Below are 16,350 nucleotides of genomic sequence, written 5' to 3'. Positions count from 1 at the left end.
TGCCGAACACAAGGCAATCTGTACCGAAGGAATGGATCTGCGGGCCCGCGGGAGAAATGACGGGCTAACCGGCCAGGGAGATCAGTTCTGGCAAGCTCATAGCGATGTCCGGTGCCATCGCGCGAAAGTCTCGGCGATCGCGAGAACCGCAGCATGAATCGGTCCCGCGGTGAGACTGGGCATAATCGACGCGTCCACGACAAAAAGATTGTCAACCGCCTTGAGCCGTAGATTCGCGTCGACGACGGCGTCCACGTCCTTGCCCATCCTGCAGGTGCCGCAGGGATGGTGGTGTGTAATCACCGACTGCGCTATGAAACCGTCGATCTCCGCTTCACCGTTCGGCGCGGCTGGCAGAAGCTCGCGCTCTCGCCAATCGGCGAGTTCGTCTCGATGGCCGATCTCTCGTGCCGCCCCAAGAGCCTGTCGAAACAGTTTTTGATCCTGGCTGGTTTGCAGGTATGCGGGGTCGATGATCAAGCGATCATCGAGCTCTGGCCCGCTTATACGCATGCCGCCGCGGCTCGTGGGGTGCGTGATTCCGAACAGCAACGAATATGCCGTGCCGGGGGCGGGCGCCTGAAAGCGTTCGGACACGATCGGCGCCACGCCACAGCCCACGACGATTTCGGGCTGTCCGGTCCCGGAGAACCCGGCGGCTCGCATATAGGCCATCGACTCGGAATGCTGGAGGCGCGACGGCGGGACCGGCTTGCGGGCCGCATAAACATTGCCGGCACCAAGCAGATGGTCCTGAAGGTTTCGACCGATTTCCGGCATATCGATCAAACAGCCAACGCCGGCGGCCTGCAGAATATCGTGCGGGCCGATGCCTGAGCGCATCAGCAAAGCCGGACTTTCCAGCGCGCCGGCGCAGAGCACCACTTGATCCGCAAAGACTTCCAAAAGGCTGCCCTGTCGCCCCACAACTTCGAGATTGCGCATCCGATTGCCGTCCAAGATCAGCCGTCGTACACGGGATCCCCTCAGGATGGTTAGATTTCCGCGGCTTCGAACAGACGGCGTGAGCCAGGCGTCGGCCACCGTGACCCGCTGCCCGTCTCGAATGTTCAGAGAGTTCGGGGTGACGCCGATCATCTCTCCGCTGTTGTGACCCTCGAGGCGAGGCAGACCCAACGACGCGCCTGCCTCGATGAAGGCGCGGGCAAGCGGACTTACTTCGTCCGTCGGCAAATAGACCGGCAACGGCCCGCCCTTGCCGTGAATGCCGTCGCCGCCAAGCGGGTGGTTTTCGATGGCCTGGAAAACCGGCAGCAGTTCATTCCAACTCCATCGGTGATCGCCAGCCGCGTCGGCCCAGGCCTGGAAGTCGGAGGGATGGCCGCGCATGTAGCCCATGGCGTGCAGGCAACTCGAGCCGCCGATCAGCCGTCCGCGCGCCCAATGGTGCACGCGGCCCGCCGTGCCGGCTTGCGGCTCCGTACGATAGTCCCAGTCGTAGCTGCGGCCCTGAAGCGTCGGCCAGGCAGCCGGATTCCGGATGTCGGGGTCGGTCGCCTCCTCGCCTGCCTCGATCAGCAGAACGCGACGGGCCGGCTCTTCGCTCAGCCGCGCCGCAAGCAGCGAGCCTGCCGAGCCAGCGCCCACGATGACAACATCGGCATCCGGATTGCGCCCGCCAGTCCCCTTGGTCATCTCCACTCCCAACTTCCGTATTAACGAGAGACCTCAACGGTTCCGCGCCCAGCAGTGCCGCAAACGCGCGATCCGAAACACAGGATTTCGAGACTTCAGCGGAACGTCGTCTCCGAGGCCTCAGCTCTCGCTGCTCATGGACATCTTTGCCGCCGCCTTTGCCTTCAAAAGGTGCCGTTTCGAGGCTTTGCGGGCAGCCTTCTCGTCGCCGGCGGCAATGGATTCGAATATCTCCCGCATCTCCGCCAGGCTGCTTTGTGCTCTGCCCTCCAAAGACATCGAGCGTCCCCGAAAAAAGCTGATCCTGGCCACCAGACCGCGATGGACCTCCTCGAGGATGGGATTGCCGCAATTGGCGAGTATGATTGAATAGAAGTCGGCCGCGGTCATGACCTGGGCCAAGCTGTCATTGCTCGAAGCGGCCTCTTCAAACGCGAGAAGCGATTTCTCAAGCTCACGCAACTGTTCGGCGTGAATTCTTGACGCGCATCGTCCGGCGGCCTCCACTTCCAGCAGCTCTCGAACCTCGTAGATTGCGGTTGCCTCGCTCCATGAAAGCGCCGGTATCGACGGCCCGCGATTGGGCACGATCTCGATCAGGCGTTCGGCCTCAAGGCTGCGCAATGCCTCCCTCAGCGAGGGGCGACTGACGCCGAGTTGTGTGCACAACTGGCTTTCAATAAGGCGGCTTCCTGGCTGGAACAGGCCGGACAGGATCGCGAGCCGCAGCTTGTCGACAGTCTCTTGCTGCACTGTTCGTGGCGAAATCCGCAAATTCAGTTCGGGCAGCATCGGTTACGTCTCATGGCTCAGGGTCGGAATCTGACGCATCATATGCGAGGCCGCGAGCATTGGACAGCGGGAACAGCCAGATTGTCAACTTTTAAGATTGCAAGAATGTCAGACAATCCAGGTTGACGCCCTCGTGGTTGTATGATCCTCTTACGCGAGAAAGCGGCAGCGTCGGGGATCATAAACGTGGTGGCAGACGTACTTTCCAGCCAGGTTGGTTCGCGACGCGTGAACACCAATCGGATCGTCTTGAACGTGCGCGAGAGCGGTACCGGTCCGTTGATGCTGTTCTTCCACGGGATCACTTCCAACTCCGCGGTCTTCGCGCCGTTGATGGCGCAGCTCTCGGCCCGCTTCACGACCGTAGCTGTCGACCAGAGAGGGCATGGCCTCAGCGACAAGCCCGAAAGCGGCTACGAGGCGAATGACTACGCGGACGACATTGCCAGCCTGATACGCACGCTCGGCCGGGGCCCCGCCATCCTCGTCGGACATTCGCTCGGCGCCAGGAACTCCGTCACCGCGGCGGCGAGAAATCCGGAGCTGGTGCGGTCCGTGATCGCGATCGACTTCACCCCCTATATCGAGACCGAAGCGCTCGATGCGCTGGAGAGTCGGGTGAACGCCGGAGATCGGATTTTCAGCGATGTCGAGGCCGTCCAGGCATATCTCGCGGGCCGCTATCCGAATATTCCCGCCGGCGCCATCAGGATCAGAGCCGAGAGCGGCTATCGGCAGGTCGAAGGCGGCCTGCGTCCGCTGGCGTCGCCCTCGGCAATGGCTCAGACCGCCAAGGGCCTTCGCGCGGACCTGACGCAGGCGTGGCGCGACGTGGCGAAGCCCGTCCTCATCGTCCGCGGCGAAGAGAGCAAGCTGGTTTCGGCGGCGGCGCTGGCAAAGACCAGTCGGCTACGGCCCGATCTGCCCGTGGTCGTCGTCCCGGGAGCCGACCACTACGTCAACGAAGTGTGTCCCGAGGTCACGCTGAAAGCCATCACGAATTTCATCGACGCCTGACGGCTCGTCGCGTCGTCTTCTTGTACGCAGCATCAGGACAAAAAATGGCCAATGTAAACAGAACTCCGGGCAAGACGCGTCGTGCGGAGGTCGCCGGTGGGGGCTTTGCCGGCCTGACGGCCGCCATCGCTCTCAAGCAGAACGGCTGGGACGTCAGGTTGCACGAAAAAAGCTCGGAGCTCCGGGCATTCGGCGCGGGCATCTATCTCTGGCACAACGGCCTTCGCGTGCTCGAAGGGCTGGGCGCCTTGGACGATGTTCTCCAGGGATCGCACACGCCTCCGACCTACGAAACCTGGATGCACAACAAGTCGATCTCCAAGGAGACGTTCAACGGGCTTCCCTGGCGTATCATGACGCGCAGCCATTTGCACAATGCTCTCGTCAGCCGCGCTCGTGCCCTGGGGATCGATATTCGCATCGATTCCGAGGCGGTCGCCGCCGACCCGGAAGGCCGGCTGACCCTCCAGACCGGCGAGGTTCTGGAAGCCGACCTGATCGTCGGAGCGGACGGCGTAGGCTCCAAGGTCAGGGACTCCATAGGATTTAAGCAGGACCGCTGGACGTCGAAGGACGGAATTATCCGGCTGATCGTCCCGCGCAAGAAGAAGGAACTCGGCCACGGCGAGTGGGACAACACCATCGACATGTGGAACTTCTGGCCGCGCGTCCAACGTATCCTTTACTCGCCCTGCAACGAGAACGAACTGTATCTGGGTCTGATGGCGCCGGCGGCCGATCCGCGTGGGTCGAAAGTTCCGCTCGACCTCGAGGTCTGGGTCGAGATGTTCCCTTTCCTCGAACCGTGCCTGGTCGAAGCCGCGAAGCTCGAGACTGCGCGGTACGACACGTATCAGACGAACAAGCTGGATAGCTGGACAAGAGGCAAGGTGGCGCTGGTGGGCGACGCCGCGCATGCGATGTGCCCGGCTCTTGCCCAGGGCGCCGGTTGCGCGATGGTCAATGCTTTCAGCCTGTCGCAGGACCTGGAGGAGAGCGCTTCGGTCGAGGATGCGCTCGTCGCCTGGGAGACGCGTATTCGCCCGATTACCGATCGCTGCCAGGCCCTGTCGGGCGACTATGCGGCGAACCGCTCGCTTTCCAAGGGAAACATGTTCACGCCGGCCGCGCTCGAGGCCGCGCGCTTCGACCCGCTGCGCCGTGTCTACTCGTGGCCGCAATAGGGCTCTGGCAGACCCGGTCAACGGATTAATCGGGGCGCGCGAAAGATGCGCGCTCCCTTCAGGAGATAAAGATGAATTATTCCAGTGAAGTCGAGCGGGATTACGATGTCAGGGGATGGTACGCCTCGGTCCAGGAAAGCCGGCATGACGGCGGCACGCCTGGCGAGACCCTCGTCAAGGTCGCGACTGGGGTTGTCATACGCAATCCGTTCGCCGGAAAATTCGTCGCCGAATTGTCTGATCTTACCAATCCCAGTTCGGCTATCGGCCATGCGCTTGGCGAACGTGCCGTGGCGCTGCTCGGCAACAGGCCGGTCGAGAGCTATGGCAAGGGCGGTATCGCGGGCACGGCCGGAGAGCAGGAACATGTAGTCGCCTGCATCACCACCGTATTCGGCGATCCGCTGCGCCAGCAGGTCGGCGGCGGCAAAGCCTGGATCTCGTCTGTCAGCAAGGTCGCCGTGGCCGGCACCACCATCGATATTCCGCTTGCCCACAAGGACGAGCTCTATATCCGCTCCCATTACGACGCCGTCACTTTTTCCGTGCCGGATGCGCCGCGCCCGGACGAACTCCTGATCTGCGTTGCGGTCGCATCGGGCCCGCGCGTGCATCAGCGCGTCGGGGGTAAATCCGTCGCCGACCTCAAGGCCGGTGTCTAGTTCGATCGAATTGCTGAAGGACGAGATTCAATGCCCCTGAACATCAAGGACCTCAAGATTACGTCGGCGGATTTCCAGCCGCTCGGAAGACTTCGCGACGAACACGCAGGCGACAAGGGAAACGTGGTGCCCAGGCTCAGGATCAGCGGCGTTCCTGCAGGAACAATGGAACTGGCGCTGATCTGCCATGATCCGGACGCGCCCCTGGCGAATGGTTTCACGCATTGGGTCGTCTACGGGATCGATCCCTCGACCACCGACCTTTCGGACGCGCAGGAGAAGTTTCGCGTCGGGCCCAACGGCGCCGGCCACAGGCAGTATTACGGGCCGCAGCCTCCCGCCGGCCATGGCGAGCATCATTACTACTTCTGGATCTATGCCCTCAACACAAAGGTCGAAGGCATCCCCACCAGGGAAGAGTTCCTGCAGAAATATGCTGGGAACATCATCGAGCAGAATCGGATCGTCGGCATCTACGAGAACAAGTGAAATCCGGGGCGCGGCGGCCGATAACAATAACAAAAATGGCCGCCATCGCCGCGTAATGGGAGAATTGAAATGAAAGACAACAGCTTAGTGCGCCGGAAGGTCTTCGAAGAGCTGGTCACGGCGACGAAGATACTTCTGAATGAGGGCATCCTCGATACGTTCGGGCACATCAGCGCCCGTGACCCCGAGGACCCCGAAAGCTTCTTTCTGGCTCAGAAGCTCGCGCCGAGCCTGATAACCGTCGACGATATCCAGCGCTTCAATCTCGACGGCGAGACGTCGGACAACCGGCCCTCCTACCTGGAGCGCTATATTCACAGCGAGATCTACAAGGCGCGGCCGGACGTCCAGTGCGTGCTCCACACACACTCACCGGCCGTCTTGCCCTATTGCTTTGTCGACACGCCGCTGCGGCCGGTCACCCATATGGGGGCCTTCATCGGCGAGTCCGTCCCGGTCTACGAGATCCGCGACAAGCACGGCGACGACACGGACCTCTTCGGCGGCAGCCCCGGTGTCTGCGCGGACATTGCCGAAAGCCTCGGCGGCAGCACCGTGGTCCTCATGGCGCGTCATGGCGTCGTCAATGTCGGCAACTCCGTGCGCGAGGTCGTCTTCCGCGCCTTCTATCTCGAGCAGGAAGCGAAGGCGCTCACGGCCGGCCTGCAGATCGGCAAGATCAAGTATCTGTCGCCGGGCGAGATCAAGACGGCGGGAAAGCTCGTTGGCGCCCAGATCGACCGCGGGTGGAACCACTGGTCGCAGCGCCTGAGAGAGGCTGGCCTGCTCTAGTGCCGGTCGTCTTGTGGAATGGCTAGGTGGTCCCGGTCCGTGCCGGGATTTCCAGGCTCGGTTTCAATAGTTCCCTGGCGCTCGGGCGCCGGACGAAGGCAATGAAACATGCAGCACGCGCAAAGTTACGACTATGTCATCGTTGGGGCCGGATCGGCCGGTTGCGTGCTCGCCAACCGGCTGAGCGCCGATCCGGGATGCTCGGTGCTGTTGCTTGAGGCCGGCGGCTGGGACCGCGACCCCATGATCCACATACCGCTTGGATGGGGCAAGATCCTGACTGAGCGCCGGCACGACTGGATGTATTTCTGCGAGCCGGAGGACAATGTCGGCGGGCGCAAGGTCGAGTGCGCGCGCGGCAAGGTCATCGGCGGATCGTCGTCGACCAACGCCATGGCCTATGTGCGCGGAAATCGCGGCGACTACGACCGCTGGGCCGCCAGCGGGCTAAGCGACTGGTCGTATGACAAGGTCCTGCCCTATTTCCGGAAGCAGGAAAGCTGGGAACGGGGCGAGAGCCGCTTTCGCGGCGGTTCCGGTCCGGTGAATACGCAGTTCTGCCGCTACAAGGACACGCTGATCGATGCGTTTGCGCAGGCCAGCGTGCAGGCGGGCTACCCGCAGACCGACGACTACAATGGCGAGCGGCAGGAAGGCTTCGGCCGCCTCCAGATGACGATCTCCAAGGGGCGGCGCAGCTCGACGGCGTCGGCCTATCTTCGGCCGGTCCTGCGGCGGCCCAATCTTACCGTTCTTACCGAAGCGATGGCGACGAAGATCATCCTGGAAGGCGCGCGCGCCACCGGCGTGGCGATAAACCATCGCGGCAGCGAACGGACGGTCATCGCGCGCAAGGAGGTGCTGCTTTCCGGCGGGGTGATCAACACGCCGCAACTCATGATGCTGTCCGGCATCGGGGCGCCGGACGAGCTTGCCGCGCACGGCATCCAGACACGGGTCAACCTGCCCGCGGTCGGCAAGAACCTGCAGGATCACGTCTCGGTCATTCTCATGTACAGACGCCGCGGCTCGGGGCCGTTCCTGCACAACATGCGCGCCGATCGCATCGGGCTGGATTTCGCCAAGACCTACCTTACGGGGCGCGGTTTTTCGGGCGATGTGCCCGGCGGGGTCGTCGCCTTCCTGAAGAGCGGTCCGGAGCGGCTGTTGCCTGATGTGCAACTGCTCTTCACGGCAGCTCCACTCGCGGCATGGCCCTATTTCAAGCCGTTCAAGGCACCGTTTCCCGACGGTTTCGCAACGCGCGTGGTGGCCACGCAGCCCGAGAGTCGCGGCGCGGTGAAACTGGCCTCGGCCGATGCTTCCGCGGCGCCCCTCATCCACCAGAATTTCCTGGCCTCGCCGAAGGACTGGCAATCGCTGCGGGCCGGCTTCCGGGTGGCAAGGGATCTCGCGGCGCAACCTTCCATGCAGCCTTTCATCGAGGCGGAGTTCTTCCCCGGTCCCAAGTGCCAGAGCGATGACGAGATCGATGGGCATATCCGCAAGACCTCCATCACCGTGCATCATCCGGCCGGCACCTGCCGGATGGGAGCGGACGCGGCCTCGGTTGTCGACCCGCAATTGCGAGTTCGCGGCGTTGACGGCCTGCGCGTGGTGGATGCTTCCGTCATGCCCGACCTCGTCTGCGGAAACATCAACGCGGCAGTGATCATGATTGCCGAGAAGGCCGCCGACCTTGTCGCGGCAACAAAAGCAGCAACTGAAAGCAGGGCAGCGTGATGATCCAACGTATCGCCATCATTGGGCTGGGCACGATGGGGCCTGGCATGGCCGCTCGGCTCGCCAGAGGCGGCCTTCAGGTCGTGGCCTACGATGTCGCTCCGGCGGCGATCGAGCGGGGTGGAACCATGCTCAGCGTGGCCGAAATCGTGCTCGATTCCCTGGGCATCGCGCCGCCCCCGGCCGGAGCGGGAACGGTTCGCTTCACGGACGACATAGCCGACGCGGTATCGGGTGCCGACCTCGTCATCGAGAACGTTCCCGAGAACATTTCGGTCAAGGCCGATGTCTATCGCGCCATCGATGGGCTAATAGCGGCGGACACGATCGTGGCGTCCGACACGTCCGGCATCCCGATCACCAAGCTGCAGGCGCATATCTCGCATCCGCAGCGGATGGTGGGCATGCACTGGTCGAACCCGCCGCACATCATTCCGATGATCGAGGTGATCGCCGGCGAGAAGACCGCGCCGCAAACCGTGGCTGTTATTCGCGACCTGATCCGTTCGATCGGCCTGCTGCCGGTGGTGGTGAAGAAGGACGTTCCGGGCTTCGTCGAGAACCGCGTGCTCTATGCGTTGCTGCGCGAGGCGGTCGACCTCGTCGAGCGCGGCGTCATCGAGCCGGAAGACCTCGACACCTGCGTGTCCTGGGGCATCGGCTACAAGATCGCCGTGGTCGGGCCGATGGCGCTGCTCGATATGGCAGGCCTCGATATCTATAAGTCCGTTTCGTCCTTCCTCAACGCCGATCTTTCCAACCGCGACGACGTCGCGCCGATGGTGCTGGAAAAGACCAACGCGTCGAAGCTCGGCATCAAGTCGGGCGAGGGGATGTTCTCCTACACGCCCGAGCAGATCAGGGCGCTGCAAGGCGAACGGGCGCGCAAGCTCGTCGCGGTGCGGCGCATCCTGGAAGGCCGGGAGTAGCCGATGGCCCATCATGCTCAGAAGGCCGGCCGGGTTTGGGTGCCGCATGGAGGGGCAAGCCATGCGCATTGAATCCATTCGACCAGCAGGCGGCCGGCCAGCCCATATTCGCCACCATGACGACCTGATTTCCGCCAAGAGCGTGTCGGTGACGCTGGCCAGGCAACTGGTTCTGCAAAATATCGATCTTTCGATACCCAAGGGCTCGTTCGTCTCCCTCATCGGTCCTTCCGGTTGCGGCAAGAGCACCTTGCTCAAGGTTCTGGCCGGGCTCGTCAATCCGACAAGCGGCAGCGTTTCGATCGCCGGGCTCTCGCCAGTCGAGGCGGCGCGCAAGCGCATGATCGGCCTCGTCTTCCAGGACGCCAACCTGCTTCCCTGGAAGAATGCCGTCGACAACGCGTCGATGCTGCTCGGCATTGCCGACAAGTCGCTCTCGCGCGCCGATTTGCGGGCGCGCGGCCAGGAGATGCTGGAGCTGGTGGGGTTGGGCGACAGCGCCCACAAGCGCCCCAATGAATTGTCCGGCGGCATGCGCCAGCGCGTCGCAATCGCGCGGGCGCTCGCGCTCGATCCGGCGGTGCTGCTGATGGATGAGCCGTTCGGCGCCCTCGACGCCATTACCCGCGACCAGATGGGCCAGTCGCTGCTGGAGATATGGCAGCGCACCGGCAAGACCATCGTGCTCGTCACCCACTCCATCGACGAGGCCATTCATCTGTCCCGCCATGTCCACGTCCTGGGCATCAAGCCGGGGCGGATCACCGAAAGCCTCGACATCGGGCTGCCCTATCCGCGCGATCTGTCGGTGACGGAAGATCCCGAGTTCGTCAGGCTGGTGGTTCAACTGCGCACCATGCTGCGCGCCAGCCATCAACCGGGAGGCGCGTCATGAGCGATCAACCCATCACCAATCTCTCGGAGTCGCGGTTTGCCTCGAGTTGGAGTCAGGCGACAGGCAGCTGGCTTCCAGCGGTCATCCTTCTGCTGGCGACGATCGCGGTGTGGGAAGCCGTGGTGCGGGTCTTCGCCATCTCCGCCTTCATCATTCCCGCCCCGTCCGAGATCGCGCAATCGCTGATCGCGCAATGGGCGACGCTAATGCAGGCGACGCTGGTGACCGCAGGCGAGATCCTGTTCGGATTCCTCGTCTCCGTCGTGGTCGGCATTGCCATCGCGCTGGTCATCGTGCGCTTCGACTGGCTGGGGCGGGCGCTTTATCCGCTAGTCGTGCTGTTTCAGAACGTGCCCAAGGTGGCGCTGGCGCCAATCTTCATCCTCTGGTTTGGCTACGGGCTCGCGCCCAAGATCGGTCTGATCCTGGTCATCGCCTTCTTCCCGGTGACATTGTCGATGCTGGCGGGAATGCAGGCGGTCGACCGCTCGCTGCTGTCGCTGATGAATTCTGTCGGCGCCAGCCCGACGCAGATCCTGTTCAGGATACGCGTTCCGCATTCGCTGCCGAACCTGATGGCCGGGACCAAGATAGCCGCCACGCTGAGCGTCATCGGCGCCATCGTCGGCGAATTCGCCGGCGCCTCGGATGGGCTGGGTTACGTCATCCAGTTCGCCTCGACACAGCTCGACACAGCGCTTGTCTTCGCGGCGCTGCTGCTCGTTTCGGTGCTGGGCATCGCCTTCTACTACGCTGCCGAGATTCTCGAACGCATCGTGGTGCCGTGGGCGCCGAAATTCAGCCGCTGGTAGGTCCGCTCTCAAACCAATGACAAAGGGAACAAAAATGCTCAGACGCTCACTCATCAAGGCAGCCGCGCTTGCGGCGTTTGCCGGGACACTCGGCTTCTCGAGCGTGGCCTTGGCGGCCGACAAGGTCAATGTCCAGCTCGACTGGGTGGTGCGCGGCAACCACGCCATGTTCTTCGTCGGCAAGGAAAAAGGCTTCTTCGCCAAGAACGACATCGACGTCGCCGAGATCCGCAAGGGCTCCGGCTCGCCCGACGCCATGCGGCTGGTCGGCAATGAAAACGCGGATTTCGGTTTTGGCGATCTTCCCACGCTCGCCGTGGCCCGGTCGCAGAACGTCCCAGTCGTCGCGGTCGCGGCAGTCAATCAGCACTCGCCTCTGGCGATCATCTCGCTCGCAAAGACGATGAAGCTCACCAAGCCGGCCGATCTCAAAGGGCTCACCATAGGCATTCATCCGGCCGGCTCGACCTACATCTTCTTCAAGGGCTTCCTGGCGGCCAATGGCCTGACCGAGAAAGACATGACGCTGAACAGCGTCTCGCCGCCCTATGAAAGCTATCTTCTCCTCGGTCGGGTCCAGACTGTGGTCGGCTATGTCGACGCCGAGGTTCCCGAGCTGGAGGCCAAGGCCGGCGGTCCCGGCTCGCTCAGCATCATGATGGGCGCGGACCATGGCTGGAAGGCCTACGGCTCCGGTCTGTTTACCTCGGAGAAGATGATCAAGCACAAGCCGGGTGTCGTCGCCCGCTTCGTCAAAGCCTACCGGGAAGCCTTCGACTATGTCGTCGCCCATCCGGAAGAGGCCGCCGAAATCACGGCCAAGGCGGCTCCCGGCTATGCGGACAAGAAGGATGTGCTGCTGGCGCAGATCAACGCCGACATCGCGTCGACCTTCACCAGCCCGGACACCAAGGAACACGGCCTCGGCTGGATGACGAAGACGCAGTGGGAGGAGACGCTGAAGACGCTCACAGATCAGGGCGTGCTCAAGGCGGCCCTGTCGGCGGACGACGTCTTCACCGACAAGTTCCTGGCGAAGGAATAGGCGCGCCATGTCGCAGGCCGACGGATCGATAGGCGCCTACCGGCACGCGAGCCTGTCCTGCTCCACGCGGCAGGACACGGCGCGCTTCCCTCCGGCCGCGTCGGCACGGTCGAGCGTGATCTGTGCCCGCGTGGCATATGCACGGCCCGACAGGCCGCACCACAGCCGCTCGATGGGCAGGTTCTCGCGCTTGTCGTTGAGGATGGTGAACGTGCCCGTCTTGGAGTCGAACCACAGTTCGAGGCGGCCGCTCTTGCCCGGCTCGACCGTCGCAATCCCGGCTGAATACCAGTGGGCGAAGTCGGCATTGCACGACAGCCGTTCATTGCCCGCATTCGAGATCGTCAACGGCACCTTGTCGAGCCCGTCTGTGCCTTTGCGGACGATGACATGGTGCAACTCGACCGCGCTGGCGAAGGATGTGAACGCCAGCATCACCGGAAGGACATAACGAATCTTCACTTTGCCTGAACTCCATGGGTAAATTTTTCTCAGGCAGTCTATCTCGCTTCCGCGCAATAACAACAAGAATATTGATTGGTGAATCAAACAGAGAGGGTAACATGTTAAAGCTTCTTAAGTGCAGTGTGAGTGCAATTATACTGAGTGGCGTCTTTCTTGGTGGCGCGCTTGCTGGCGAAGTAAAGTCGATCGCTATCCTGACGCCTGAAGAGGGCACCGACTACGGCTGGAACCAGCAGGGCATCGATGCCGCCAACGCGGCGGGCAAGGCCGCCGGCGTCGAAGTGGTCGTGGCCCAGGGTCTGGGCTATGGCGACGTTCGTCCGACGTTGCGGGAACTCGCGTCCGACGGCGCCAGCCTGCTGATCGCCCATGCCAGCGGCTACAACACTTCGGCGCCTGAAATCGCCAAGGAGTTGAAGGTTCCGGTGGCGATCGTCGACACGCCGAACGGCTTGGAGAAAGGTCTCGTCGCCGACTACACGCTAAGCGGCCACCAGGGCGCTTATCTCGCCGGCCGTCTTGCCGCCAAGATGTCGCGCTCGAAGTCGGTGGGCATCGTCGTATCTGGCGAACCTCCATCATGGAACTCGCAGTCGGCGGCGTTCGCGCAGGGCGTGAAGGCTGAGAATCCCGACGTCAAGATCACCTATGCGGTGATCGGCCCCGCCGCCTACAGCGACGCGGCGGGTGGCAAGCGCGTGACCGAAAGCGTGATCGCCTCTGGCGCCGACATCATCTTCGGCCAGGGCAACGGCTCCAGCTTCGGCATGTTGCAGGCTGTCGAGACCACCAAGGCCGCGGATGGCGGGAAGGTCTATTTCATCGACGTCATCGGCGACAAGTCGCCCATCGACAAGGGCTTCCTGCTGTCGTCGGTGGTGTGGAACATCGAGCCGGTCTACGCCGCGATGATCGCCGACATCAAGTCGGACACGTTCGGCACCCAGCATTATTCGATCGGCCTCAAGGACGATTCGGTGAAGCTTTTGAAGACCGCTGCGATCCCGGACAAGGTATGGTCCGAGATCCAGGCGCTGCGGGAAGACGTCATCTCCGGCAAGATCAAGGTCGATCCGGTCTATGACGCCGCCGCCGTCAGGGCGCTGATGACGAGCGTCGCCCAGTAAGGCGGCCAGCAATCAGCTTCCGGAGGGGCGACCGGTTGCCCCTCCGGATATTTCCCGTTTTTCCAGTGCTGGGCTTTCATGAGCAGTTTTTCTTCATTGCCCGCCGACAAGCGCGACATCGTCGCGCTCGAAGGCGTGACCAAACGCTTTCCCGGCATTGTCGCCAATGACGGTATCGACCTGTCGATCCGCCCCGGCGAGGTGCATGTGCTGCTCGGCGAGAACGGCGCGGGAAAATCCACCTTGATCGGCATGCTGTCGGGATTGCAGCAGCCGGATGAGGGACGCATCCTGGTCGACGGCAAGCCGACGCCGATCACTTCGCCGCGCCATGCGCTGGCGCTGGGCATCGGCACGGTGTTTCAGCACATGATGCTGGTGCCGACGCTGACGGTGGCCGAAAACCTGTTGCTCGGCGGGCCCTGGTGGCAGCGCCCCAGGACCGAGGAGCTGGAGGCGCGCGTCGCTGAGATCACACGCAGCCTCAGCATCAGCGTCAAGCTGCATGCAAAGGTGTCGGAGCTTTCGCTCGGCGAACAGCAGCAGGTCGAGATCCTGCGCGCGATGGTGCGCAATAGCCGGCTTCTGATCCTCGACGAATCCACCTCGATGCTGACGCCGAAAGGCATCGAGGAACTCGGTGCCTTGATGCGCCGCCTCGTCGGACAGGGGTTGGCGATCGTCTTCATCACACACAAGCTCAAGGAGGCGGCGGCCTTCGGTGACCGTATCTCAGTGCTGAAGCTCGGCCGCAAGGTCGGCGAAATTCCACCCGAGCGTTTTCGCACGCTCAGCGAACAGGAGATCATCTCCGAAATCGTGGAGCTGATGTTCGGCAAACAGAAGGACGATCCGGAGGCCGCCGAGCGGCCCACCCGCACGGTCCGTGCCGACGCCGGGCCGCTGCTTCAGGTCGCCGACCTCGCCGTCGCGCCCACCGAAAACGCGCCGGGCCTGTCGTCGATCTCCTTCGACATCCGCCCGGGTGAGATCCTGGGTATCGCCGGCATCGACGGCAACGGCCAGAAACAATTGGCGGAGGCCTTGGCCGGCCAGCGTGCGGCGACCGGTGGCTCGGTGCGGTTGGAAGGCACTGCCATCGAGGCGCTGAGCGTGGGCGAACGCCGCCGGCGCGGCCTTCGTTACCTTACCGACGACCGGCTCGGCGAAGGCACGGTAGGCGCCTTCCCGGTCTCCATCAACTTCTTCCTCAAGCAGGTCGGCGCCTCGCCCTTCTGGCGCGGCGGCGTCGAGCAACGCGCCGAGATCGACAGGCGCGCAGCCCAGCTGGTGCGCGAATACGATGTACGCACGCCGAGCCTGAAGACGCCTGTCGCCCGGCTCTCGGGAGGCAATATCCAGAAGGTGCTCATAGCGCGTGAGCTGGCCGAAGGCGCCAGGGCGGTGATCTTCAACAAGCCGACTTATGGACTCGATCTCGCCAACACGCTTGCCTCGCGCCAGCGCATCCGTGACACGGCGGCGCGCGGGCTCGCCGTGCTGCTGATCTCCACCGACCTCGAGGAATTGATCAGCATGTGCGACCGCATTGCCGTCATCGCCAACGGCTCTTTGGTCGGCACGGTCGCCAATGCCGACGACGCGCGCACCAAGGTCGGCCGCCTGATGATTGGACTGGCCGCATGAGCATCGATACCGCACCCGGCGCCAGCGCCAATGCACTCGACGCCACAAGCGGCGCCGCCACCGGCCGCGATATACTGCACCGGCTGCTGATGACGCTCGGACCTATCCTTGCCGCTCTTATCATTGCCGGCTGCATCCTGCTTGTCGTCGGCGTCGACCCGCTCGCCTATTACGGCTACGTGCTGGAGAAAGGGTTGTTCTCGCCGCTGGGCATCCAGCAGACGCTGACGCGCATGGCGCCGCTTTTGTTCCTCGCCGCGGGCCTGATCGTGGCCTTTCGCGCCGGCATGTGGAACTTGGGCGGCGACGGCCAGTTCCTGCTCGGAGCGGTCACGGCGGCCGCCAGCGCTCCCGTCCTGGTGCAGGTCATGCCTGCCTGGCTGGCGCTGACCTGTTCGTTCCTGATCTCCATGGTCGTGGCAATGGCCTGGTCGCTGCTGCCTGCGCTTCTGCGCGCCTATCAGGGCGTGAACGAGATCATCACCACGCTGATGATGACGTTTCTCGGCACCTCGCTCGCCAACGTGCTGGTCAAGCTCGTGTTCCGCGACCCCGGCACGACCGTGCCGCAGACGCGTACCTTGCCGGTCGAAGACAGGCTGCCGCGGCTCTTCGATACGACCATCACTAGCGGCCTTGTGCTCGGACTTGCGGCGATCATCATCGTGCATCTGGTGATGACGCGGACGGCGTTCGGATTGAAATTGAGGATCGTCGGCGCCAACCCGCGCGCGGCGGTTCATGCCGGGCTTGGCGTGCCTAGGCTGACCGTTGCCGTCTTTGCCATTTCGGCTGGGCTTGCAGGCCTTGCCGGCGCCGTCGACATCATCGGGGTGCAAGGCAATGTCCGCGCCGACTGGAACCCTGCCTACGGCCTGGCGGTCATTCCGGCGGTGTTCCTTGCGCGGATGAACGGCTTTGCCGCGATTGGCTTCGTATTCCTGCTTTCGGTGCTTTCGATCGGCGGCGAGAGCGCGGCGAGGCGGCTTGGCGTGCCCAATCACTTCACCCTGGTGCTGGTCTCGATCATGCTGATCGTGCTCGCGCTCGCCGAGTATATCGACCACCGCTACAATCAGTCGAGAAAGGCCTGAG

Annotated in this window: 16 protein-coding genes; 13 read left to right on the top strand and 3 right to left on the bottom strand. The window is 63.2% G+C overall.

Features of this window, described 5'->3' with window-relative positions; genetic code table 11:
* Positions 1-96: 96 nt before the first annotated feature.
* Entirely contained in the window at positions 97-1,656 is a 1,560-nt protein-coding gene (locus tag P9272_RS08060; RefSeq protein WP_278160099.1) for a GMC family oxidoreductase, read from the bottom strand.
* Between the two features lie 120 nt (positions 1,657-1,776).
* On the bottom strand, positions 1,777-2,448 hold the full coding sequence (locus tag P9272_RS08055) for a GntR family transcriptional regulator (protein WP_278160098.1): 672 nt from the start codon (positions 2,446-2,448) through the stop codon (positions 1,777-1,779).
* Positions 2,449-2,703: 255 nt separating this feature from the next.
* Here P9272_RS08055 and P9272_RS08050 point away from each other — a divergent pair, with 255 nt between their 5' ends.
* From P9272_RS08050 to P9272_RS08005, 10 genes are all read left to right on the top strand, one after another.
* Positions 2,704-3,465 (top strand): alpha/beta hydrolase, encoded by a 762-nt coding sequence (locus P9272_RS08050; protein ID WP_278160220.1) that lies wholly within the window; start codon positions 2,704-2,706, stop codon positions 3,463-3,465.
* Positions 3,466-3,509: 44 nt separating this feature from the next.
* Positions 3,510-4,649: an NAD(P)/FAD-dependent oxidoreductase gene (locus P9272_RS08045; RefSeq protein ID WP_128256564.1), complete on the top strand. Its 1,140-nt coding sequence runs from the start codon at positions 3,510-3,512 to the stop codon at positions 4,647-4,649.
* Positions 4,650-4,720: 71 nt separating this feature from the next.
* On the top strand, positions 4,721-5,311 hold the full coding sequence (locus P9272_RS08040) for an amino acid synthesis family protein (protein ID WP_128256563.1): 591 nt from the start codon (positions 4,721-4,723) through the stop codon (positions 5,309-5,311).
* Between the two features lie 30 nt (positions 5,312-5,341).
* Positions 5,342-5,800 carry a YbhB/YbcL family Raf kinase inhibitor-like protein gene (locus P9272_RS08035; protein ID WP_128256562.1) on the top strand — a complete coding sequence of 153 codons (459 nt, stop codon included), beginning with the start codon at positions 5,342-5,344 and terminating at the stop codon, positions 5,798-5,800.
* A gap of 69 nt (positions 5,801-5,869) precedes the next feature.
* Positions 5,870-6,592: a class II aldolase/adducin family protein gene (locus P9272_RS08030; protein ID WP_278160097.1), complete on the top strand. Its 723-nt coding sequence runs from the start codon at positions 5,870-5,872 to the stop codon at positions 6,590-6,592.
* Positions 6,593-6,700: 108 nt separating this feature from the next.
* Positions 6,701-8,335: a choline dehydrogenase gene (locus P9272_RS08025; RefSeq protein WP_278160096.1), complete on the top strand. Its 1,635-nt coding sequence runs from the start codon at positions 6,701-6,703 to the stop codon at positions 8,333-8,335.
* On the top strand, positions 8,335-9,264 hold the full coding sequence (fhmpcd1, locus tag P9272_RS08020; protein ID WP_278160095.1) for a 5-formyl-3-hydroxy-2-methylpyridine 4-carboxylate 5-dehydrogenase: 930 nt from the start codon (positions 8,335-8,337) through the stop codon (positions 9,262-9,264). The genes P9272_RS08025 and fhmpcd1 overlap by 1 nt, the downstream gene beginning before the upstream one ends.
* 61 nt (positions 9,265-9,325) lie before the next feature.
* Positions 9,326-10,159, top strand: coding sequence for an ABC transporter ATP-binding protein (locus P9272_RS08015; protein WP_278160094.1), 834 nt, complete (start codon positions 9,326-9,328; stop codon positions 10,157-10,159).
* Positions 10,156-10,971 (top strand): ABC transporter permease, encoded by an 816-nt coding sequence (locus P9272_RS08010; RefSeq protein WP_278160093.1) that lies wholly within the window; start codon positions 10,156-10,158, stop codon positions 10,969-10,971. The genes P9272_RS08015 and P9272_RS08010 overlap by 4 nt, the downstream gene beginning before the upstream one ends.
* A gap of 34 nt (positions 10,972-11,005) precedes the next feature.
* Positions 11,006-12,016, top strand: coding sequence for an ABC transporter substrate-binding protein (locus P9272_RS08005; RefSeq protein WP_278160092.1), 1,011 nt, complete (start codon positions 11,006-11,008; stop codon positions 12,014-12,016).
* A gap of 36 nt (positions 12,017-12,052) precedes the next feature.
* Here the strand turns inward: P9272_RS08005 and P9272_RS08000 are convergent, their stop codons facing one another.
* The gene (locus P9272_RS08000; protein WP_278160091.1) at positions 12,053-12,478 is read right to left on the bottom strand and encodes a hypothetical protein; all 426 of its coding nucleotides are present in this window, start codon (positions 12,476-12,478) and stop codon (positions 12,053-12,055) included.
* A 101-nt stretch (positions 12,479-12,579) separates the two neighbouring features.
* Here P9272_RS08000 and P9272_RS07995 point away from each other — a divergent pair, with 101 nt between their 5' ends.
* The 3 genes from P9272_RS07995 (at position 12,580) to P9272_RS07985 (ending at position 16,349) form a co-directional block, all read left to right on the top strand.
* Positions 12,580-13,608: a BMP family protein gene (locus P9272_RS07995; protein WP_347404037.1), complete on the top strand. Its 1,029-nt coding sequence runs from the start codon at positions 12,580-12,582 to the stop codon at positions 13,606-13,608.
* A 78-nt stretch (positions 13,609-13,686) separates the two neighbouring features.
* Positions 13,687-15,255 carry an ABC transporter ATP-binding protein gene (locus P9272_RS07990; RefSeq protein WP_278160089.1) on the top strand — a complete coding sequence of 523 codons (1,569 nt, stop codon included), beginning with the start codon at positions 13,687-13,689 and terminating at the stop codon, positions 15,253-15,255.
* Positions 15,252-16,349 carry an ABC transporter permease gene (locus tag P9272_RS07985; protein ID WP_278160088.1) on the top strand — a complete coding sequence of 366 codons (1,098 nt, stop codon included), beginning with the start codon at positions 15,252-15,254 and terminating at the stop codon, positions 16,347-16,349. The genes P9272_RS07990 and P9272_RS07985 overlap by 4 nt, the downstream gene beginning before the upstream one ends.
* Position 16,350: the final 1 nt, after the last annotated feature.

The sequence above is a fragment of the Mesorhizobium sp. WSM4976 genome (genome assembly GCF_029625685.1).
GTDB lineage: Bacteria > Pseudomonadota > Alphaproteobacteria > Rhizobiales > Rhizobiaceae > Mesorhizobium.
Note: the sequence above shows the minus strand (reverse complement) of the source record. Positions and strands in the feature narration are given on the sequence as shown.